This is a genomic window from Chryseobacterium sp. DT-167, assembly GCF_058310155.1.
Map to the genome: position 1 here is coordinate 75,999 of NZ_JBZEEQ010000010.1, position 22,830 is coordinate 98,828.

20 protein-coding genes are annotated in these 22,830 nt (G+C 35.2%); 11 read left to right on the forward strand and 9 right to left on the reverse strand.

Annotated features, from left to right (window positions below):
* Window positions 1-184 precede the first annotated feature (184 nt).
* A complete protein-coding gene (locus AC4FQ5_RS13895; protein WP_491144225.1) occupies window positions 185-1,354 on the reverse strand; it encodes a THUMP domain-containing class I SAM-dependent RNA methyltransferase in 1,170 nt (389 codons plus the stop codon).
* Window positions 1,355-1,490: 136 nt separating this feature from the next.
* On the opposite strand from AC4FQ5_RS13895, the gene AC4FQ5_RS13900 reads away from it, so the two are divergent.
* Both AC4FQ5_RS13900 and AC4FQ5_RS13905 read left to right on the forward strand, forming a co-directional pair.
* Window positions 1,491-2,216, forward strand: coding sequence for a class I SAM-dependent DNA methyltransferase (locus tag AC4FQ5_RS13900; protein ID WP_491144227.1), 726 nt, complete (start codon window positions 1,491-1,493; stop codon window positions 2,214-2,216).
* Entirely contained in the window at window positions 2,216-2,935 is a 720-nt protein-coding gene (locus AC4FQ5_RS13905; protein WP_491144229.1) for a ZIP family metal transporter, read from the forward strand. Before AC4FQ5_RS13900 ends, AC4FQ5_RS13905 begins: the two co-directional genes overlap by 1 nt.
* Before the next feature lie 171 nt (window positions 2,936-3,106).
* Here the strand turns inward: AC4FQ5_RS13905 and AC4FQ5_RS13910 are convergent, their stop codons facing one another.
* Both AC4FQ5_RS13910 and AC4FQ5_RS13915 read right to left on the reverse strand, forming a co-directional pair.
* Entirely contained in the window at window positions 3,107-4,513 is a 1,407-nt protein-coding gene (locus tag AC4FQ5_RS13910; protein WP_491144230.1) for an OmpP1/FadL family transporter, read from the reverse strand.
* Between the two features lie 56 nt (window positions 4,514-4,569).
* A complete protein-coding gene (locus AC4FQ5_RS13915; RefSeq protein ID WP_491144232.1) occupies window positions 4,570-5,640 on the reverse strand; it encodes a prolyl-tRNA synthetase in 1,071 nt (356 codons plus the stop codon).
* Between the two features lie 146 nt (window positions 5,641-5,786).
* Between AC4FQ5_RS13915 and proS the strand changes: the two genes are divergently transcribed.
* The 6 genes from proS (at window position 5,787) to AC4FQ5_RS13945 (ending at window position 12,559) form a co-directional block, all read left to right on the forward strand.
* The gene (gene proS / locus AC4FQ5_RS13920; RefSeq protein WP_491144233.1) at window positions 5,787-7,262 is read left to right on the forward strand and encodes a proline--tRNA ligase; all 1,476 of its coding nucleotides are present in this window, start codon (window positions 5,787-5,789) and stop codon (window positions 7,260-7,262) included.
* Window positions 7,263-7,386: 124 nt separating this feature from the next.
* A complete protein-coding gene (locus tag AC4FQ5_RS13925) occupies window positions 7,387-8,721 on the forward strand; it encodes an OmpA family protein (RefSeq protein ID WP_491144235.1) in 1,335 nt (444 codons plus the stop codon).
* Window positions 8,722-8,844: 123 nt separating this feature from the next.
* Complete coding sequence (locus tag AC4FQ5_RS13930) at window positions 8,845-10,167, forward strand: Nramp family divalent metal transporter (protein WP_491144237.1); 1,323 nt, start codon at window positions 8,845-8,847, stop codon at window positions 10,165-10,167.
* 228 nt (window positions 10,168-10,395) lie between these two features.
* Window positions 10,396-10,932: a nucleotide exchange factor GrpE gene (locus tag AC4FQ5_RS13935; RefSeq protein ID WP_491144239.1), complete on the forward strand. Its 537-nt coding sequence runs from the start codon at window positions 10,396-10,398 to the stop codon at window positions 10,930-10,932.
* Window positions 10,933-11,002: 70 nt separating this feature from the next.
* Window positions 11,003-12,124 (forward strand): molecular chaperone DnaJ, encoded by a 1,122-nt coding sequence (dnaJ, locus tag AC4FQ5_RS13940; protein ID WP_491144240.1) that lies wholly within the window; start codon window positions 11,003-11,005, stop codon window positions 12,122-12,124.
* Between the two features lie 84 nt (window positions 12,125-12,208).
* Window positions 12,209-12,559 (forward strand): prevent-host-death protein, encoded by a 351-nt coding sequence (locus AC4FQ5_RS13945; protein WP_491144241.1) that lies wholly within the window; start codon window positions 12,209-12,211, stop codon window positions 12,557-12,559.
* A 188-nt stretch (window positions 12,560-12,747) separates the two neighbouring features.
* Here the strand turns inward: AC4FQ5_RS13945 and AC4FQ5_RS13950 are convergent, their stop codons facing one another.
* Both AC4FQ5_RS13950 and AC4FQ5_RS13955 read right to left on the reverse strand, forming a co-directional pair.
* Window positions 12,748-13,665, reverse strand: a complete 918-nt coding sequence (locus tag AC4FQ5_RS13950) for an acyltransferase family protein (protein WP_491144243.1) — start codon at window positions 13,663-13,665, stop codon at window positions 12,748-12,750.
* Between the two features lie 133 nt (window positions 13,666-13,798).
* On the reverse strand, window positions 13,799-14,680 hold the full coding sequence (locus AC4FQ5_RS13955; RefSeq protein ID WP_491144244.1) for a DUF808 family protein: 882 nt from the start codon (window positions 14,678-14,680) through the stop codon (window positions 13,799-13,801).
* Window positions 14,681-14,995: 315 nt separating this feature from the next.
* Between AC4FQ5_RS13955 and AC4FQ5_RS13960 the strand changes: the two genes are divergently transcribed.
* Window positions 14,996-15,856 carry an alpha/beta hydrolase gene (locus AC4FQ5_RS13960; RefSeq protein WP_491144246.1) on the forward strand — a complete coding sequence of 287 codons (861 nt, stop codon included), beginning with the start codon at window positions 14,996-14,998 and terminating at the stop codon, window positions 15,854-15,856.
* Between the two features lie 162 nt (window positions 15,857-16,018).
* On the opposite strand, the gene AC4FQ5_RS13965 is transcribed toward AC4FQ5_RS13960, so the two are convergent.
* The 4 genes from AC4FQ5_RS13965 to AC4FQ5_RS13980 all read right to left on the reverse strand — a co-directional run bounded on the left by AC4FQ5_RS13965 (window position 16,019) and on the right by AC4FQ5_RS13980 (window position 20,893).
* Complete coding sequence (locus AC4FQ5_RS13965) at window positions 16,019-16,735, reverse strand: DedA family protein (RefSeq protein ID WP_491144248.1); 717 nt, start codon at window positions 16,733-16,735, stop codon at window positions 16,019-16,021.
* Window positions 16,736-16,822: 87 nt separating this feature from the next.
* Window positions 16,823-17,935, reverse strand: a complete 1,113-nt coding sequence (gene prfB, locus AC4FQ5_RS13970; RefSeq protein WP_491144250.1) for a peptide chain release factor 2 — start codon at window positions 17,933-17,935, stop codon at window positions 16,823-16,825.
* Between the two features lie 208 nt (window positions 17,936-18,143).
* Window positions 18,144-19,103, reverse strand: a complete 960-nt coding sequence (locus AC4FQ5_RS13975) for a T9SS type A sorting domain-containing protein (RefSeq protein ID WP_491144252.1) — start codon at window positions 19,101-19,103, stop codon at window positions 18,144-18,146.
* Between the two features lie 440 nt (window positions 19,104-19,543).
* Window positions 19,544-20,893 carry an AAA family ATPase gene (locus tag AC4FQ5_RS13980; protein WP_491144254.1) on the reverse strand — a complete coding sequence of 450 codons (1,350 nt, stop codon included), beginning with the start codon at window positions 20,891-20,893 and terminating at the stop codon, window positions 19,544-19,546.
* Window positions 20,894-21,010: 117 nt separating this feature from the next.
* On the opposite strand from AC4FQ5_RS13980, the gene AC4FQ5_RS13985 reads away from it, so the two are divergent.
* Entirely contained in the window at window positions 21,011-21,913 is a 903-nt protein-coding gene (locus AC4FQ5_RS13985; protein WP_491144256.1) for an ABC transporter ATP-binding protein, read from the forward strand.
* Between the two features lie 2 nt (window positions 21,914-21,915).
* Window positions 21,916-22,761 carry an ABC transporter permease gene (locus AC4FQ5_RS13990; RefSeq protein ID WP_491144258.1) on the forward strand — a complete coding sequence of 282 codons (846 nt, stop codon included), beginning with the start codon at window positions 21,916-21,918 and terminating at the stop codon, window positions 22,759-22,761.
* The last annotated feature ends 69 nt before the right edge of the window (window positions 22,762-22,830 follow it).

The following is a 22,830-nucleotide window of genomic DNA, read 5'->3' on the forward strand; positions in this document are numbered from 1 at the left end:
ATTAAATATTATTATGTAAAATTTACCGTCGAGATTCCTGCGGAATGACAAAAATGCGGCATAACAATGATAAAGAGATTCAATTAAACAATGACAAATCGGCTTCTAATAAACAAAAATAGAACTTCAAATGAAGTTCTATTTTTTATAAAGCTATTTTGAAATTAAATATTCAGAACGTATTTTAGTCTTCTTTATTTTCAATTTTATGCAACTTCTTCGTTCCTTCATACATTTCATACTGCAAAAATCTGGTTTCCAGTTTTCCGTTGAAAAGCTTGATTTTTCTTGAAGGTCGCAATCCGATTTTCTTTGGAGCATCAAGATCTGAAGAAATCAGCCATGCCAGAGTATTCGGATAATTTGTTTTGAAAGTATCTCCTATTTTTTTGTAGAAATCATCATCATTGATAGAAATTCTCTCATCATAAGGCGGATTGAAAACCATTAATAACGGAAACATATCTTTCTTGGTATCAAAGAAATTTTCTCTTCTTACTTCGATGACGTCTTCCATTTCTGCAGATTCTATATTGTCTCTCGCTGCATCAAGCATTCTCCCATCAATATCATAACCAACGATTTTTCCGTGGAATTCTCTTATCCTTTCTATTCTGAATTCTTTGATTTTAGTAAATAAAGCTTCATCATAGTTTTTCCAGTTCTGAAAAGCAAATCTCTTTCTGAAAATTTGTGCCGGAAGATCCATTGCGATCATCGCAGCCTCAATCAAAAGCGTTCCGGAACCGCACATCGGATCAAGAAAGTTTCCTTTTCCGTCCCAACCTGCTAACTGAAGCATTCCGCTTGCCAAAACCTCGTTGATCGGTGCTTCACCCTGTTCTTTTCTGTATCCTCTTTTAAATAAAGCATCACCGGAAGAATCCAGAGAGATCGTCACCAGTTCTCTATCAATGTGAAGGTGAAATTTAATATCCGGAGATTTCGTTTCAATGCTTGGTCTTCTTCCGTATCTGTTTTGGAAAAAATCAACGATCGCATCCTTCATTTTAAACGTCATAAACTGCGAATGACTGAATCTTTCAGAATTCACCGTAGAATCGATCGCAAAAGTCTGATCAACACTCATAAAGTCGTCCCACTCAAATTTGAAAAGTCTTTCGTAAAATTTAGTTTCGTTGTAGGCTTTAAATTCTTCTATTGGAACGAGGATTTTCAGCGCCGTTCTTGCAGAATAATTGATTTTGTAAAGAAAACCAAGATCTCCTTCACAATTTACTGCACGATTTTTAAGCTCTACGTTTTTTCCGCCCAGTTTTTTGATTTCTTCCCCTAAAACAGTTTCTAATCCGAAGAATGTTTTTATCTGAATTTTTATATTTTCTGTATCCATAAGTTGCAATTAAAAGATTTAATTATTTAATAATCAGAATATTATATATTTAATTTTTGCTTTAATTGAATATCTCAATTCTTCAATATTTAAAATACATTTCTTTTAACCGCACAAATTTAGTTATTTTTGCATTATGGAATGGTTTGAATCTTGGTTTGATACGCCTTATTATCATTTGCTTTACAATAACAGGGATTATACAGAGGCAGAAAATTTTATTACAAAATTGACAGAGGAACTTGAACTTCCCCAATCTTCAAAGATTATTGACCTTGCCTGCGGAAAAGGAAGACACTCGGTTTTTTTAAATAAATTGGGCTACAACGTTCTTGGCTTGGATCTTTCTCATCAAAGTATTGAATTTGATAAACAATTTGAAAATGAAAGTCTGCGATTTAAAGTTCATGATATGCGAAATCCCATCGATTCCGAACCTGTAGATGCAGTTTTCAACCTCTTTACAAGCTTCGGATATTTTGATAATGAAGCTGATGATAAAAATGTTTTCCAGTCTGTTTACAATGCTTTAAAATCTGACGGATATTTTGTTCTGGATTATCTGAACGAAGAATATGTAAGAAGCGTCATCGTTCCGGAAACGACTGTTCATAGAGAAGGTATTGATTTTAATGTTTCCAAAAAAATCGAAGGAAGACATATTATTAAAGATATTCGTTTTGAAGATGAAGGCAAATCTTATCATTTTTTTGAAAAAGTAAAACTTCATACTTTGGATACGATAAAAAACTACGCTGAAGAATGTGGTTTTGAAAGGATAAAAATCTGGGGAGATTATCAGCTGAATGATTTTCAGAAAGAAATTACGCCTCGTTGCATCAATTTATTTAAGAAAAAATAATGATTTTTATTTTACTGATTTTAAGTGTAATTGCGGGAGTTTTTCTCGGAAAACTCTTTGGTAAAAAAGAGCAGTTTGCAAAAAATCTTCTGGTTTTAAGTGCAGGTTTTCTGATTACAATCTGTTTAAACGAAGTGTTTCCACAGGTATATTCTTCAAAAGTAAGCGAGAATTTAGGAATTTTCGTAATCGGCGGGGTTTTACTTCAGATGATTCTAGAAGCACTGACCAAAGGTTTTGAGCACGGACATTTTCATCACCACAATGAAAGCAGCAATATTTTGCCTGTCGCTTTAATGGTAGGACTTTTCATTCATGCTTTTATTGAGGGAATTCCTTTGGCAAATGAAACCAATCCGTTGTCACCTTATCTTTTAGGAATTTTGTTTCACAATCTTCCGATTTCGTTTATTTTGGGCGCTTTTTTATTTAACAGATCAGGTGCAAAAGCTTCGTATCCTTCATTGTTGATTGTTGCTTTATTTGCATTAGCTTCACCAATGGGAATGTTATTAGGAAATTATTTTAATCCTGATTTACAGCCATATTTCTTAGCAATCGTGGGTGGAATTTTTTTACATATTTCATCAGTGATTATTTTTGAAAGCAATAAAAACCATAATATCAACTGGTCAAAAATTGGATTGGTGATGTTGGGAGTTTCTTTGGCTCTGGTAATGCATTTGTTTCATTCGCATGATCATGGTCATCATCATTAATCGATTCAATTTAAATTAAATGAGTTGTTTAAATTTTTAGGCTCTCGCAGATTTAGCAAATTAGGCAGATTTTAAAAAAGTCTTTATCTACACAACTTATTTAATTCAATAAAATAAGAAAGGCTTCGAAATAATTCGAAGCCTTTTTATATGTTTAAGTAAAATTTCTGTTTAAAATTTCCAGCCTAGAGTAAGGAAGAAATTGTTTCTTACATTTTTCACATCTGACACTACTGAATTTGGAGTTGTTACGTCAAAATCTCCTGAGTAATATCCTGTATTGTAATTATCAAACTCATATCCAGCCAAAAACGGGTTTTTATAATCTGAAGTAATGTTTTGATAAGCAGCATCAATATAAAATGGTCCGAAATCATATCCGATACCTGCACCAATTGTACTTCTGTCTCCTAAAATAAAGTTGCTATAGCTGTTATTTCCTACGCTTCCCGTATTAGAAAAAGCATTGATCGTAGTCGTATCAAACGGACTTGAAGCGTAAGAGTAACCACCTCTCAATCTCAAAGCTTTGATTCTGTATTCTGCACCAACCTTAATTTCTGATAAATTTTTGTAGTTGTCGCTGAAGAAAGAATTCAATTCAGTTTCTGCTGCTCCTTGTACTTTATATCTTGGTTTCGTTAAACCTAAAGTATAGTCAACATTGATCGCAAAATTTTTGTTTGGAACGAATGCACCACTCACAGTCGCTTTCATTGGAGATCTGAAAGTTCTGTCTTCCACAAAATTATCGTAGTAAATACCATCTCCGCCATCATAATAATCTCTGTAGGCTCTATCAATCGTCCACCAAGTTGGCGATTCGATTGAAGCACCCAATCTCAGCTGATTGCTCATTTTGCCAATAATACCTAAACTTCCGGAAAAACCGCTTGATTTTTCAGAATATGGAGTGTATTGTTTATCAAAAGTAGTAACAGAATTATCTAAATCTAATCCGAAAACCGCACTGTCGTATTGCTCCATATCAACACCATGCATATTCAAACTGGCTCCAAAGTACCAAGCATTATTATAATTGGCACCCACACCTACATTGAATTTAGTCTGAGTACCATATCTGTTGTAAGCATGACCTAAATAAGACATATTTCCTACAACATTATTTCCACCTGAATCAACAAGGTTTTTGGCAATGGAAACATTAGAATTTCCCGGTGATTCAATATAATCTTCTAAAGACGTTGTTGAAATATTGGCAGCTACATTAATAAACTTCCATGGAGTTTCTGTCATCAGCTGAAAAGTTGCCACACCATTTACGTTCCCAACATTGAACTTATCAATATTGTAGTTGATTGATGAGCCAGCTAGAGACGCTGTATTTTTATTATTAGTAAATGATAAAGTTCCTGAAATATCTCCCGCAATCGCCACACCAATACCCGCAGGGTTGGTAAGCAACGCAGTACCATCACCACCTAAAGCTCCGTTTGAGCCAGCCATCGCATTGAATTTCGAAGAACCTACCATTGGAGTATTTGAATATACATCAATCGAGTTCCTGATTACTGAAATATCCTGAGCCTGCACAAAAAATGCTGCAGAAATACTCATTATGACTAAAGATTTTTTTAACATTATTTATTAATAGTTATTGAGTTTTTTATTAATTATCTACCACCTGATCTGAAGCCGCCGCCTCCGCCGCCTGATCTCATTCCTCCTCCGCCAGAAGAACCACCGGATCTAAATCCGCCGCCGCTGCTTCCAGAGTTGAAACCTCCTGATCTGAAACCACCGTTATCGTTTGATCTTGGCTGAGATTGTTGGTTATAGTTTGGTCTTGTATTATAATTAGGTCTTTGTTGATAGTTAGGATTTCTTGTTCCAGACTGATTTCTGAAACCACCGTTCATAGTTCCTTGTCTGTAACCACCATTGGTCGTCCCCTGTCTGAAACCGCCATTGTTATTTCTGAAACCACCCTGACCTTGACCATTTCTCATGCCAGAACCATTGTTGCCGTTTCTGAAACCAGAACTGTTTCCATTATATTTATTGATCCCTACTGTATTGTTTGTAAATCCTCTTCCGTTTGCACCACTTCTTCTGTAAACAGGTCTGTAGTAGTTACCACCCCAATATCCTGCGCCACCGTACCAGCCGCCATAACCTCCATATCCCCAGTAAGGATTATACATTCCCCAGTAAGGAGAATTCCATCCCATACCCCAATATGGATTGTATCCGCCCCATCCCCAAGAGCTTCCCCAGCCGAATGACATTCCCATGCCCCAGCCAGATCCCCAGTAAGGACTGTAACCGCCATACCATCCCCAAGGTGAACCCCATCCCATTCCCCAACCCCAAGAGTTGTCGTAGATGTTGGTCTCATTTCCTGCAAAGTTGCCCCAGTCAGAATCTGTGGCATTACCATTGTTATTAGAATTAATCCATGAATCATATCTGGTTTCGTATTCTGCAGAGTTGATTTGAGAATTTTCTACAATACTGGATTCCGGATAGTAGTCATAATACTCTCCTACTCTGTTTCCCTGATCACCATTGATGATCACACCTTCGGGTAGTGTATCTTTATTAGGATCATAATATACCCCGTCAGTTTCACTATAACCTCCTACCTGAGCACCACAGGACATTAATAGTAAACCACCTGCAACAGCTAAAACCCCTTTAGACTTTAGCATCCCAAGTAAATTTTTATGTATATTTCTTTTCATGATAATGTAAAAATTTTTAATTTAAATTATATTTGCAATCTGTACCAAAAATATACCAATTATTGGTTACAAATATCTATCAAAAATAGATTTTTATTTTTAGATTACAATAATATAGAAAAGTTAAAAATATTAAAATAAAATTAATGGCAAAATTAACCTCAAGAAGCGAAGATTACAGCAAATGGTATAATGAATTGGTTGTAAAAGCAGATTTAGCTGAAAACTCGGGAGTGCGGGGATCGATGGTTATAAAACCTTACGGATATGCGATCTGGGAAAAAATGCGTGACGAAATGGATAAAAGATTCAAAGAGACCGGTCACGTTAATGCTTACTTCCCGCTATTCGTTCCCAAGAGTTTATTTGAAGCTGAGGAAAAGAATGCTGAAGGTTTTGCCAAAGAATGCGCAATTGTAACCCATTACCGTTTAAAAAACGATCCTGATAATCCTGGGAAGCTGATTGTTGATCCGGATGCAAAATTAGAAGAAGAGCTTATTGTACGTCCTACTTCAGAAGCCATCATCTGGAATACTTATAAAGGCTGGATTCAATCTTACAGAGATTTGCCGATTTTGATTAATCAGTGGGCAAATGTTGTCCGTTGGGAAATGAGAACCCGTTTATTTTTAAGAACTTCCGAATTTTTGTGGCAGGAAGGTCACACAGCTCACGCTACAAAGGATGAAGCTTTGGAAGAAGCAGAAAAAATGAATAACGTTTATGCAGATTTTGCAGAAAAATTCATGGCAATGCCTGTAATTATGGGTGTAAAAACTCCGTCTGAGAGATTTGCAGGTGCAGATGACACCTATTGCATCGAAGCATTGATGCAGGATGGAAAAGCACTTCAAGCTGGAACTTCTCACTTTTTAGGTCAAAATTTCGCAAAAGCATTTGATGTGAAATTCACCAACAAGGAAGGAAAAATAGAGCACGCTTGGGCAACATCCTGGGGAACTTCAACACGTTTGATGGGTGCTTTGATCATGACGCACTCTGATGATTTCGGATTGGTTTTACCTCCTACTTTAGCTCCGATTCAGGTGGTGATTGTTCCTATTTTCAAAGGTGAAGAGCAGTTAAATCAAATCAGTGAGGTTGCTTTAGAAATTCAGAATAAATTAAAATTAAAAGGAATTTCTGTGAAATTTGATGACGATACTCAAAACAAACCGGGCTGGAAATTTGCCGAATACGAATTAAAAGGTGTGCCTTTGAGAATTGCAATGGGTCAAAGAGATTTAGAAAATAAATCTGTCGAAATCGCAAGAAGAGATACCCTTACGAAAGAAACACGTCCATTGGAAGGTTTAGATTCTTACATTGAAGATCTTTTGAAAACCATCCAGCAAGATATGTATACCAAAGCTTTTGACTTCAGAAAAGACAATATTACAAAAGTTGACACGTATGAGGAATTTAAAAAAGTTTTAGAAGAAAAAGGAGGTTTCATCTATGCACATTGGGACGGAACAGATGAAGAAGAAGCACAGATAAAAGATGAAACTAAAGCTACAATCCGTTGTATTCCTTTGGATGATGATATCGAAGAAGGTGTTTCTCTAATTTCAGGAAAACCATCAGCCAGACGAGTTTTATTTGCGAAAGCATATTAACATCCAGCTTAATAAAATTAGGAAATCTTTAAAAATTGATGAAATTTTTAAAGATTTTTTTTTGAAATTAACATTTGGATAGATTTTTGATTAAATTTATATCACATTAATCAAATAATTTATTATGTCATTAAACATTATTGATCTTATTAAAGGACAGCTTGGTTCTGCATTGGTAACACAGGCTGCATCGCAATTAGGCGAAAGTGAATCCGGTATTTCAAAAGCTATCGGAGGTTTGTTACCCGCAGTTGTGGGAGGTTTGGCGAACAATTCAGATAATCCGGCAGTTTTAGATGCAATTCAGGCTGCACCTTCGCAGGGAATTTTAGGAAATTTACCTGAACTTGCATCTAACAATACTTGGGTACAGAGTTTGTTATCTTCTATTTTTGGTGATAAACTTGGTGGATTAGTCAATTCTATTGCAACCTATGCTGGGATAAGTAATAATTCTTCATCTTCATTACTTAATTTAGTCACAGGAGCAACTGTGGGTGCAGTAGGAAAATACGCAGCAGATAATAATCTTGATCAGTCAGGAATTTCAAGTTTACTGAATGATCAGAAAGGTATCGTTTCATCATTGCTACCAGCAGGACTTTCTTTAGCATCTTTAAATGTTGGAGACTGGGCAAAAGGATATAAGTTTGATAATGATAATGATGCCATTAAAACTTCTCCAGTTTCTACACCTACTCCGACGCCAACTCCTGCTTCAAATGAGGAGCCTAAAATCGAAGTAACGAAAAGTGTTGCTGATGGCGGAACTTTTCCGGAAAGACCTACAACTTCTGACGGCGGATCAATCTGGAAATGGCTTTTACCTTTACTATTATTGATTGCTGCGTCTTACTTTTTATGGAAGCAGTGCAATAAGAAAGAAACCACTACAACGACAACTGTTGCAGGTGATTCTTTGAATACAACAACAGATAGTTCTTCAATGCAGAATGACACTGCGACCACAATGACAACTACTAAAGTTGATGAAAATATCGATTTAAACGGTACAGCATTAAAAGGTTATAAAGGAGGAATGGAAGACAACATGATTACTTTCCTGAAAAGCGGATCTTATGCAAGTGCAGCTGATGATGCAGCTTTAAAAGATAATTGGTATAATTTTGATCACGTTAACTTCAAAATGGGAAGCTCAACAGAATTGGAGGCAGGTTCTCAAGGTCAGTTAGAAAATTTAGTAGCTATTTTAAAAGCATATCCTGAAGCTAAAATCAAAATTGGCGGATATACTGATAAAGTCGGTAACGAGGCTAACAATGTAAAACTTTCCGGTGAAAGAGCTACTTATATCAAAGATTGGTTATCTAAACAAGGTGTTGGAGCACAAGTGACAGGAGCAGATGGCTACGGAAGTCAGTTTGCGACAGTTGATGCAGCTGCAACAGACGAAGAAAGAGCTGCCGACAGAAAAATGGCAGTAAGATTTACAAAATAATCTTATTTAAATATCAAATTAAATCCCGAAGGAATATTTTCGGGATTTTTTATGTGAATACCTTTTTCATTTCATTTATTTAATTAAATTTGTTAGTCATTTCTAACAATATGAAACTTCAGTATGAAAAACGCCTGGCGAAAAGATAAAACATCCCACTCATTACCTGAGGTCTTCTCCTCAATCTCAATACCTAAAGGTTCAGGTTTCTGGCGAAAATACCTTGCATTTGCCGGACCCGGCTTAATGATCGCCGTAGGATATATGGATCCCGGAAACTGGGCAACAGATATTGCAGGAGGAGCACAGTTCGGGTATACTCTGCTTTCAGTGATTTTAATATCCAATATTTTCGCAATGGTTTTGCAGCATTTATCTGTAAAATTAGGTGTAGTTGCAGAAAGAGATCTTGCACAAGCCTGTAGAGATCATTTTAAACCTACCACAAATTTTATACTCTGGGTTTTCTGCGAAATTGCCATTGCCGCCTGTGATTTAGCAGAAGTCATTGGTTCTGCGATTGCTTTAAATTTACTTTTTGGAATTCCGTTAACATGGGGAATTGTCATTACAACTATTGACGTGCTGATCATTTTACTGCTTCAGGCAAAAGGTTTTCGCTGGATCGAAAGTATTGTCGGAGGTCTTATATTTATCATTCTCGCATGTTTTGGATATGAAATTATCATTTCCAAACCTGAAATCAATGCAATTTTAGGAGGCTTAATTCCACAGAAAGAAATCATTACCAATCCTGCCATGCTCTACATCGGGATAGGAATTCTGGGGGCAACAGTAATGCCTCACAATCTTTATCTCCACAGCAGTATCGTTCAAACCAGAGATTATACGAGAGATACAAAAGGAAAAAAAGAAGCGATAAAATTTGCAACTTTAGACAGTACAGTGTCGCTATTGCTGGCATTTTTTATCAATGCTGCAATTTTAATTCTGGCGGCTGCAACTTTTCACACAACCGGAAATAAACACATTGCAGATATCAATGATGCCTACAAAATGTTGACACCGATTTTAGGTGCATCAATGGCAAGTATTGCTTTTGCGATTGCACTTTTAGCCTCCGGACAGAATTCTACACTTACAGGAACACTTGCCGGACAAATCGTAATGGAAGGTTTTCTAAATATCAGATTAAAACCTTGGTTGCGAAGACTCATCACCAGATTAATTGCTGTAATTCCGGCATTGATTGTGACCATTATCTATGGCGAACAGGGCACGACTGATCTTTTGGTCTTAAGTCAGGTAATTTTGTCAATGCAGTTGAGTTTTGCGGTTGTACCATTGGTGATGTTTACTAATGACAAAGCCAAAATGGGAGAATTTGCAAACAAACCTTTTCTGAAAATCTGTGTCTGGATTATTTCCGGTGTCATTATTATTCTGAATCTTTATCTTTTATATCAAACGTTTTTCGGAGAATAATTTTTGAGATGATTGCAAATCGTCAATTTAGCATCAAATCATTTTTTTAGAGCTTTTTCCCGCTTTCCGTTGCAATCTTTTTTTTCAAAAAAGGATTTCCACTGCAATCGGGGCTAGGGTTTCAGTCAATTTTTCAACATTTGACTAATGACAATATCTGCCTAAATGTCCTGATTTTTTCTTTGGCAAAATCTTTGACAAACATGGAGTATAAAAAGTTATTGAAACATGGAAAATCAGGATATCAACGAAGAAAATATCAATAATCAGGAAGAAAACATCACTCAAACTGAAGAAACAACACAGGAAAATGTGACAGAAGCGCCTACTGCCGAAGAACTTTTGGCAGAAGAAAAAGACCGTTACATCAGATTGTACGCAGAGTTTGAAAACTATAAAAAAAGAACATCAAAAGAGAAGATGGAATTCTTCACTTATGCCAACCAGGAAATGATGGTTTCTATGTTAGGCGTTTTAGATGATTTTGAAAGAGCTTTAAAAGAAATTGCCAAAAATGGCAATCCTACCGATCTTCAGGGCGTTGAATTGATTTATCAGAAATTCAAAAGCAAACTGACTGAGAAAGGTTTAAAAATAATGGAAGTAAAAGCAGGAGATAGTTTCAATGTAGACTTCCACGAGGCGATTACTCAAATCCCTGCACCTTCGGAAGATTTGAAAGGTAAAATTGTAGATGTGATCGAAACAGGATATACTTTAGGTGACAAAGTAATTCGTTTTGCAAAAGTGGTAACAGGAAATTAATTATCAGTAATGGGTAATAAGCAATCAATATTTGATTACTTATTACCCATTACTCATTACTTATAAAAATATGTCAAAGAGAGATTATTACGAGGTTCTTGAGGTCAGCAAATCTGCGAGTGCCGACGAAATAAAGAAAGCATACCGAAAAATGGCAATCAAATATCACCCTGATAAAAATCCGGGCGATAAGGAAGCTGAAGATAAATTTAAAGAAGCAGCAGAAGCTTATGAAGTACTGAGTGACGACAACAAGAAAGCGCGTTATGACCAATATGGTCACGCAGGAGTTGGCGGAGCAGGAGGTTTTGGCGGCGGTGGTTTCGGCGGTGGAATGAATATGGAAGACATCTTCAGCCAGTTTGGTGACATCTTCGGTGGCGGTGGTTTCGGAGGATTCGGCGGTGGCGGCGGTGGTCGTCAGCAGGTGAAAGGTTCTAATTTGAGAATCAGAATCAAGCTGAATCTTGAAGAGATGGTAAACGGAACTCAAAAAACTCTTAAAGTAAAAAAAATGAAGATGGCAGAAGGCGCCACTTCAAAAACATGTCCTACGTGTAACGGAGCCGGAGTTCAGATGAAGGTGATGAACACGATGTTCGGACAGATGCAGACTCAGACTACTTGCGGAACCTGTCAGGGAATCGGTAAAGTTGCCGATAAAATTCCTGCAGGAGCCAATGCACAAGGTTTAATAAAAGATGAAGAGGAAATTACCATCAACATTCCTGCAGGTGCAAGAGACGGCATTCAGCTGAATGTGAGAGGAAAAGGAAACGATGCGCCATTTGGCGGCGTTCCGGGAGACTTACTTGTGATTGTAGAGGAAGAAGTAGATAAAACCATCAAAAGAGAAGGTGATAATCTTCATCAGGAGCTGTACGTTTCTTTTGCTGAAGCAGCTTTGGGAACGAAAAAAGAAATCCCGACCGTTGGCGGAAAAGTAAAAATTACCGTTGATGCAGGAACTCAATCCGGAAAGATATTGAGATTGGCAGGAAAAGGCTTACCAAGCATCGACAGCTACGGAAAAGGTGATATGTTTATCCACATCAATGTATGGACCCCACAGACGCTGAATAAGGAACAGAAAGATTTCTTTGAAAAACAAATGTCAAGCGGTGATATGGTTGCAGAGCCATCCGGAAAGGAAAAAACTTTCTTTGATAAAGTGAAGGATTTATTCAACTAAATAAAAAAAGAGGCTTTGCATAAGTCTCTTTTTTTCACTTTAATCTAATTTTTAATTTTATATATTTAAAGGTAGAAACTCAATATGAACTATCAACTTCAGCTTCGCACACCAGATTCTAATGGTAATCTTGTTTTTAATACAATTGTCTTTGATGCTTTCAAAGTAAATATTGTAGAAAGATATTATGGTTTGGTTCCAAAATCATGCGATGTGTTATTTAAGGTCAGAACTTTAGATGACCAACTTATCAAAAGAAAAGACGGACACGTAAAACTCAGAATTAAGGATGAAGATTACAATACTTATAAAACCTTAATCAAAGTTTTCAGTACTTACGAATACAAAAACAAGCTCATTAGCAGAAATGATGCACAACAAGACTTTGTTCATTTTATTTTGAGATTGGTGATTATGAATTATAATTTAAATTAAAAAATTTCTGTATTTCTATAAGCAATTACTGAAATAGAGCATCAATCAGTTTAAATAGATAATAAACGGTATTTATTTTATCACGACAGCAAAAACTCAGGTGAAAAAATTCATCTGAGAAGTTTAAAATATGTGAATTAAAGTATCTGCTTTAAGTTTGATTCAGACCAGAGATGTACGGATTAAATTTAAAGCAGATACTTTAATTTATTGTTGAGAAAAACCAAAGCAAAGCTTATCGGAATCAATAACAACAAGAAAATCAAGACTTTAAAAGATTGAATTTCTATATAAAAACTTGATTTCATGATCAGCGGATGTACAACATAAATCGCTGTTGAAAGGTTTGCTAAAATTTTGGTGTTGGTTTTAATGTAAACATTTTTAAAATATAAAAACACTAAAGGACAGGCAAATAGCAACGAAAATAAGATATCTGTACTTTCTGCACTTACCGAATAATAATTGAAAAATGCTTCTGACATCACACAAAAAACCGATAGGATCAACAATAGATAAGAATTTTTATATGTTGACAGATCTGTCTGGTGTCTGTTAATTAAAAAACCAATGGTCAAAAAAGGGAAACACACAAAGAGAAAATTTCGATAGAGAAGATACATATTCAAAACCGAATCCTGTTCTTTTTCGAAATAATGAAGATTTCCTAAGATCTGTACTCCATAGCCGATCAAAAATAAAAATACTGCAAGAAAAAACAGTAAAGAAGAATTTTGTTTTCGCAACAGAAAAAGAATAACTCCCGAAAAACAGGTTCCGATCAGATACCATAAATGATGATAACCAAAAATCAGGGTCAATAACACCTGTTCATTATCCTTCCAATACGATATGTAAATCATCATCCAGATTGTGTACAAAAGAAACGTTCTGAAAAGCCATTTTTTAAGCTTCTTAGAATGATCTATGTGAAAGAAATAAAATCCTGTAATGACTAAAAAAACGGGAACAGCTATTCTAAAAAGTCCATTCACCAAGACATAACTTAAAACCGGATAAGTTTCTTTGAGAAAATTCATGTGCAGAAACACGACAAAAAATGCCAGTATAATTTTTAAAATATCAATTGTTAAATTTCTACCCATAAACGAAGACAACTAAACTATTTATACTGAATTTCCAGATGTTTCTTAAGCACAAAAGTAAATGAAATTTCATTAAAAAATAAATCCTGCCTCGACTTGAATCAAAGCAGGATATTGATATTTTATCATTAAACTATTTCTTGGTTACTAAAGAATACCCTTTCTTTCCCACTGTGAACAGTGCAACCCCTACTAAACCACCAGCTAAACCAAAAACCACCTGTTTCAGTATTGCAGGCCACGTTGGTAAAAAATGATGAAGATAATCTATTCTGTGGGCAAAAATTTCACCTGCAACCATGATCAATGCAACAGTACCGATCACACCCAAAGATTTTATAATCCAAGGCAAAGCATCAACCAGAAACTGACCAAGCTTGGCAAAAAAACCTTTTCCGTTGCTTTTTTTAATTAATTTAAACCCTGCATCATCCATTCTCACGATAAGGGCAACAATTCCGTATACACCTACTGTAGCAATGAATGCCACCAAACTTGTCACGAGAATTTGGGTGATAAACGGATGACTTTCTTCTAAAACCGTCCCCAAAGCGATGATTACGATTTCTATAGATAAAATAAAATCAGTGGTTATTGCAGATTTTATTTTTGACTTTTCAGAATCTTCGGCGCTTTCTTCTTTTTCGCTTTCTTCTATTACTTCATGCCCTTCTTTCTTTCGGTGAAATAAAAATTCAATGATTTTTTCTACACCTTCAAAAGCAAGATAAAAGCCTCCCAAGATCAGAACGTAATTGATTGCAGGCTGATACAGCCAGTTGAGCAGAAATACGACAGGAAGAATAATCAGTTTATTGATAAATGAACCTTTTGTAATTGCCCAAAGCACAGGAATTTCCCGCGAAGACATAAAGCCAGTTGCTTTTTCTGCGTTTACCGCTAAATCATCTCCTAAAATTCCCGCTGTTTTTTGAGTTGCAATTTTGCTTGTTACAGCAACATCATCCATTAAAGCAGCGATATCGTCTAAAATCGCAAAAAAACCAGAAGCCATAATATTTTAATATTTTTTTAATAGTGGTTAAAATCCAGACAAAAATAATGTTTTAATTTGGGATTGGGGATTGTTTTTAGTTGAGGATTTTTCATGAAAATGATATTGATGAAAAAAATTATTAAAATTCATTTATAAAAATAAGATCAAACAGAACATTATCTGAAGAGTTTGTCATTTTACAAAATCTAAGCTTAATATTTTAGATGCTTCCTGTATGACAACATTATATAAATTTTGAGGTAATGATTTATTTCAACAGATCTAAACAAATAATTTCCTTTAAAAAAAATATTTTCTTCTTACCTTTACTCTATGAAAAAGCTGATTCTCAATTACCATTTCTTTGTTTTAGGATTGATAGGCTTAGTATTAAATTCTTGTAATTCTAAATTTCGCGTTTGGGTGGGGAAAGACAGTCAGAAAATTTACAATCTAAAATATGGTGAACACAAACGTCAGAAAATGGATGTTTTTCTTCCTGCAGAGTATACTCAGGATTCGCCAGTTGTTTTAATTGTTCACGGGGGAGCCTGGAAATATGGTAGAAAAGAACATATGATCAAAATTCAGAAAATGCTTTTTGAAAATAATATTCCAAGCATTAATATGAATTACCGCTTGGTTTCCAAACATTTAACTTACAAAGAACAACTTGAAGACATCAATTCTGTCATTGAAAAATTCAATTCTTTAGCAGAAAAGGCTGAGCTTTTACCGGACAATTATATTCTTTTGGGCGAAAGTGCAGGAGGACATTTAGCATTACTCTACGGCTATCAGAATTCAGATAAAATCAAGAAAATTATTTCGCTGAGCGGTCCGACTGATTTTTATTCGCATGAGTACTTGAATTCATTTTATTCAAAATACACATCAGGAACAGTTCAGAAAATGGTGGGAAGCAAATTTGAGAGGAAAAATCTGTCTGATGAATTTCAGAAAGCAAGTCCGATTGCCAATATTACAAATGTTCCGACACTTTTGTTTCAGGGAAATCAGGATTTTCTGGTAAACCAAAAGCAGGGATTGGCATTAGATTCTGCCCTGACAGCAAGGAACGTTCCTCACAAATTGGTTTTTATGGAAAACACGGGTCACGCACCGAGATTTTTCAGTAAAAAGAAAAGAGACAGCATCATTTATCCAAATATTCTGGAATGGATAAAAAAATAACCTGCTTTTGAGCAGGTTATTTTTTTTATATTTTAAAGTCTGTTTAAAATCAATTTTAATATTTTTAAAAAATATTTGTCCTTCCGGACAATCTCAGCAATGAAATTAGAACGTTTAGATTTCTCCGGAAGGACAAACATTCTTTTTATTTTTTTAAAATAATTATTTCTCTTTATCGATCAGGTCTTCCAAAGTCTCATCCTCCAGTTTCGGATTTTCTTTTGGTGCTCCCAACATAAATTTAAGAATCACCGGTAAGGTTGTAATCAACACAATAACAATGATGATGTATTCTAATTTTTTCTTAAGATCAATCCCGAATTGTACCGCAAACAGCTCATTCAGATAATGTCCTGCAAAAATCAGCAAGAAAGACCACAAAACACCACCGATGATATTGTCTCTGAGGAAATCTTTTTTATCCATCTTTACAATTCCGGCGATGATGGGTGTAAAAGTTCTTACCACGGGTAAAAATCTTGCCATGATGATAGCTAAAGCTCCGTTTTTTTCAAAAAAATCGTGTGCCTGATAAAGATATTTCTTTTTAAATAAGAACGTATCTTTTTTGTTATATAAAGCCGGTCCTGTTTTGTTTCCAAACCAATACCCTACCTGATTACCGATAATTGCCGCCACCGCTACTGCAGAAGCCAGAATAGTAGTATCTAAGAAATCACTTCCTGTAGATCCGAAGGTCTCTTTGATGATTTCGACCGCATAAATTCCTGAAACAAACAACAGTGAATCTCCCGGAAGGAAAAACCCTACAAATAACCCTGTCTCGGCAAAAATGATAAACAAAATAAGCCAAAACCCACCCATTTTTATATAAAATTCAGGGTTTAATAAATCTCTCCAGCTATTGAAATCTTCCATAAGTAATGATGATGAACAAAAATAAGCTTAATAAAATTATGCTGAAAATATATTAGCATATTTTAACAGAAATGTAAACATGATATTTTAAAGGTCGAGATCATCATCTGAAACCGCCGTTCCATCTGCCATCAGAAAGGCTTTGAGGAAAGGGGTGAGATTTCCGTTCATTACTGCATCAACATCTGAAGTTTCATGACCGGAGCGAACGTCTTTTATCAATTTATAAGGATGCATTACGTAATTTCTGATCTGGCTTCCCCACTCGATTTTCATTTTGCCGGCTTCGATTTCGTTACGGGCTTTTAACCGTTCTTCCAGTTCCATTTCGTATAGTCTGGATTTCAAAAGCTGCATTGCTTTTTCTTTATTCTGAAGCTGAGAACGCGATTCTGAGTTTTCGATGATAATTCCTGTTGGTGCATGACGAAGACGAACCGCAGTTTCTACCTTGTTCACGTTTTGTCCACCCGCTCCGGAACTTCGCATTGTTTCAAATGAAATATCGGCAGGATTGATGTTGATCTCAATTGTATCATCTACCAAAGGATAGACATAAACTGAAACAAAACTTGTGTGACGTTTTGCATTAGAATCAAAAGGTGAAATTCTTACCAGCCTGTGAACACCGTTTTCTCCTTTCAGATAACCAAAAGCAAATTCACCTTCAATTTCTAAGGTTACCGTTTTCACTCCTGCAACTTCCCCTTCCTGATAATTGAGTTCTCTGATTTTATAACCTTGTTTTTCTGCCCACATTGTGTACATTCTCATCAGCATTGCCGCCCAGTCGCAACTTTCAGTTCCTCCTGCCCCGGCTGTAATCTGCAGAACCGCTGACAGCTCGTCCCCTTCATTGGAAAGCATGTTTTTAAATTCCAGATTTTCAATTTTCTCCATCAAAAGCGGAAAGCTTTCGTCGAGTTCTTTTTCAGAATCCGGATCTTCTTTTGCAAATTCCATCAAAACCTGCAGATCTTCAAACTGAGTGTTGATCTCTTCATAATCTTCTACCCATTTTTTCTTTGAACGGAGCTGTTTCAAAAAAACCTCAGCAGTTTTAGGATTATCCCAAAATTCCGGAGCCGCAGTTTTTTCATCATCATTGGAGATTTCTATCTTCTTTTTATCGATTTGAAGATATTTATGAAGGTCTTCAATTCTTGATTGAATTTCTTTTATCTGGTCGTTATTGATCACGAATATTTCTTTTTTGCAAAAATAAGATTTAAAATTGAGAGTTTATAATTCCCGAAATTTAGGTTTGAACAATTTCAGCTTATTTTTTGTGATAATGCAAAATCATTTTGTGAATTAAATCACTTTAAATTTCATTGGTGTTACATACAAAAACCGCTTACAAGTAAACGGTTTGAGTAATTTTTAAAGCGTTTTCTAATTAAAGAAACTATTTTTTGACAATTTTCTGAGAAAAAGATGTTCCGTTTTTATTTTTTAAAACAATGATGTAAATTCCTTTATTTAAAAATGATAAATCCATTTTTGGTTGCGGTTGTAAATTCTGTTTAATGGTTTTTCCTGACACATCTAAAACATCAATGGAAACGATATCTGAAATATTTTCAAAATTTAGTTCGCTTGAAAACGGATTAGGATAAACTGTTTTTTCTCTCACCAATTTTGTGTCAGAAACTGAAAGCTGAGTTGTCTGTACCGAGATTGCAAAAATATTCATCACTGTTACTTCAGTAGACGTTTTTTTGAATGTGACAGATATGATGGGTTTAGATTGGTTCGAAGCACTGATAGCTAAAGGAATCTGATAAATTCTTGGATTGATTCCTCCTCCCGCATCCAAAGCATTTGACGCTCTGTTAATTCTGCCGATTCCCTGTATTGCAAAGCTGCTTCCACCATACCAATCCTGAAAAGTTGTACTTGAAAAAACCTGCGAAGTCCCATCCTGAAAATTAACCGTAATATCGCCAACCGAAGGACCGCTTCCGCTCACAGCGAGTACATATACATTGTTTGCAGTATACGGAGTTGTCAAAGTAAGAGTTCCCGTGTCGTTTGCATTGGGAAGTCTTAAAGAATTATTGGCAGAATAAGAAGCCAGCTGATAGGATAATCCGCTTGTTGTTGCCACTGCAGAAGTGATAAGTCCGGTTTCGGGCAATCCGTAAGTAAGAGCTGTAGCCGATGAATTTACTTTAAAATCTTTTGACATATACGCAAAATTATCTGTATCCTTGTCTAAACTTGCAGTTGTAGAACTTAACGCTGATCCTACTCCATTTGCAATGACATCTGCATTGAATCCTGAGAGTGATAATTTTTGGTAAGTTTGGGCATTTACCTGAGTCAAAGTAAAGATAATGCCAAGAGAGAAGAGTTTTCTTTTCATAAATTTTCGTATTAATTTTTGATTAGTTTTTATTTAAATGAGTCATGTTCAGTTTTATGTTTTTGCAGAGTGAAATTTTGAAAATCAGGATAATTTCAAATCACCTGGTACAGGAAAACATGAACAAATATAGAAGAGCCGTTGTTAAATGCACTACTCTAGACATACTCTACAATAAAAAACGGCTACTCAATAAATACTTACTGATCTTTAAATTGATTATTTTATGTCGTTTGAAGAATCCAAAGACATTATAAGACAGAATTTATCGAATGATAAAAACTTATTATCACTAATAAAATAAAATCATCCGATAATTTACAAAGCTGATTAATGGAAAGGAAAACTCTTAAATACTGAATAAAAAATAAGAAATACTACAAGTCAGCCAAGAAAAAATCGCTCTATTTTTATACTTGACTTAAATAAAAGTTTCAAACTTATTCTTCATCACCATCATTATGCTGAAAACCGATCGCTCTTCTCGGCTCTTCCACAATACGGTATGTTTCAAGTTCAGTTTTTAATGCATTGATTCTTGTTTGAAAATCTTCGGGATTATTGATAATAACATCTGCCAAAAATCTTGCGATCTGCTCCAGATACTCTTCTGTAAGCTTACTTGCAGCGTCACGTAACGCAGCACTCAGAATTTTCTGATCGATTACCAATTTTTCGTTTCTGTTTTTTTGGTAGAGATTTTTTATACGTTTTTTCAGACTTTGGGTAAAATCGATGAGCATGGTATTGCTGAAAACTTTCATTTTTGAAGCAATATTATTCCAGAATGGGATTTTGTCGGCTTTATTATTTTTTAGAATCTTGTACAAAAGCGAGTCTTCTTCCAGACCTTTTGTCATCATATATAAAATGATTTCAGACCTTTCGGAAGCATTTGGAGGAAACACGGGAACCAAAACATCAAATCTTCCGGGTGCCATAATTTCTTTATCAATCTCTGAAACAGAATTGGCAGACCCGATCATCAGAAGATCTTCTTTTTCAAATTTGCTGATATAATGAAGGATAATTTCCTGAGCTTCCAGATTACATGAGGGAATGTCTTTCTCTGCTTTTCTCTCAGTCATAATTTGATCAAAATCATCCATAAAAAGCAAAACTTTGTCGGCATTCATCGTATTGACCAAGAAATCATTGAAATCGGTTTTGTTTCCGTCTACGTAAGAAGTTCCCAAATAATTCTTTTTTACTTCCTTAAAATTATAGTTGATAATTTCAGCAATTTTATTTGCCCAGAAAATTTTACCACTTCCGGGAGGTCCGTAAAGAATAATTCCGGCAGGTTTGTGAATTCCCCAGTCTTTGATCTGCTTTTCATTTAAAAAAGGTTCCAGAACCGTAGAAATATAAAAAAACAAATCTCTGTAGCCTATAAAATCACGTTTTTGAAGACTGGTTTTGTACCCAAAATAATCATATACGAATGAATAATTGCCACCCAGTTTCTGATCAATCCCATAACTGGAAATCGATGAGCGGAAAAACCCGTTATCAAAAATATTGGGATCTGTATCTTTGATTGCCTTTTCTATTTTTTCTTTTGGCTGATTGATGGTTTTAGCAATGTGATCCAGGGTTTTATTTTTGTCTAAATCTTTTTCATAATCTCTCAGAAAATCTGCATTTTCACGGGCAAACTTTTCAAAATCTTTTTTCACCTCAAAATTAGTTGAGATACAGTCACTTAAATCAAGATCAAAATCCTGGATAAAAAATTTAATGCTTTCCGGCGATACACTGAGTTCTTTTGCAAGTTCTGTTAACTTCATAAATCATCTGTTAGTTCAATCAAATTTAATATTTTAATATTAAAAATTGTTTTTATTTCTGTCTGACTTGTAACATTTCACAAAAAAGAGAGACTTTTTAGAGTATAAACAAACTACATGGAAAAAGTTTTATCAGTCAAAAATCTGACTAAAAGATTCAAGAGAGTCGTTGTCAACAATATTTCCTTTGATGTGGAAAGAGGCAATGTATACGGACTTCTCGGTCCCAACGGAAGCGGAAAATCTACCACATTCGGGATGCTTCTTTCAACCATCAATCCTACAAGCGGCGATTGGTTTTGGTTTGGAAAAAAGGGAACGGATTCTGAAACGCTGAAAAAAATCGGTGCGATCATCGAACAGCCCAATTTTTATCCTTATTTAAGTGCAGAAACCAATCTTAAAATTGTTGCTGAGATCAAAGGAACTCCGTACTCAAGAATTGATGAAGTTTTAAATACAGTGGGACTTTTGGAAAGAAAAAAAGACACTTTTAAAACATTTTCTTTAGGAATGAAACAGCGTTTGGCGATTGCTTCGTCTTTGCTGAATAATCCTGAAGTTTTGATTTTGGACGAACCAACGAATGGTTTGGATCCTGAAGGAATCATTCAGATCAGAGAAATCATCGGAACAATTGCAAAACAGGGGATCACTATCATTATTGCAAGTCACCTTTTGGATGAGATTGAAAAAATATGTAGCCACGTAATTGTTCTGAAAGACGGAAATGCTATCTATTCCGGAGCCGTTGACGGAATGACCAGCAACGATGGCTATTTTGAACTGAAAGCTGACAACAATGCTTCACTTCTGACCGCTTTAGAAGAACTTCAGTGGTTTACCTCAGCAAAAATTGATGGTGAAATCGTTAAAGCACAAGTTCGTGACGATGCTTCGATTTCCGCATCAGGCTTAAATCAGAAACTTGCAGAAAAAGGTATTTTCTTGTCTCATCTGGCTAAGAAAAAACAATCTCTTGAAACCCAATTCCTTGAACTTGTAAAAAACAACAATTAATCATGATGAAATTATTAAAACTCGAATATTACAAAAACCTGAATTACAGACCATTTAAGGTTTTTACGATCCTCTATTTTGCCATTTTGATTGCTCTTCTCTTTATAGGTTTAGCAGATCTTAAGCTTTTTGGAAATCCGATCAACCTGAAAGAACAGGGAATGTACGATTTCCCGGGAATCTGGAATTTTACAACATGGACTGTTGCATTGCTCAAGATATTCTTAGGATTAATCATTGTGTTTTCTATTTCACAGGAATTCAGTAACCGAATGTTTAAGCAAAATACCATTGACGGACTGAGCAGAGAAGAATTCATTGGTTCAAAACTCATTACCATTACGATTTTTACCGTGATTTCTACCGCAATCGTTTTTGCAATCACCTTATTTTTAGGTAAAAACTATTCTACTGTACAGGATTCTGAAATGGTTTTTAAAGAAATATTTTTCATTGGAAATTATTTCGTGAAACTATTTTCTTTTTTCTGTTTCCTTATGTTTTTATCAATTCTTTTAAGAAAATCGGTATTTGTATTTCTGGCATTTTTCGTGATCTGGGTTGGAGAAGCTGTAATCGGAGGAATTGAAGCGTATTCAAGATTAACGGGAATGCAGGGAGCTCAGAGAAATGAAATTCTTCAAAATGAATTTTTCTTCAGTAAGCTTTTCCCATTGGAAAGTATGTCGAGCCTGATTCCAAACCCAATGCTGAGACTGAATATGGCAAAAGCAATGGGTTTAAAGTATGAATTCACTTACCCTACAGAAAGTTTGATTGCCTGTCTCGTTTGGTGCGCCATCTTTATCATTGGCTCTTATTTGATTTTAAAGAGAAGAGACTGGTAACTTTCTTTTTATCAGATATAAATTATTCAAATACTAAAGTGATTCATTATTGAGTCACTTTTTTTATTT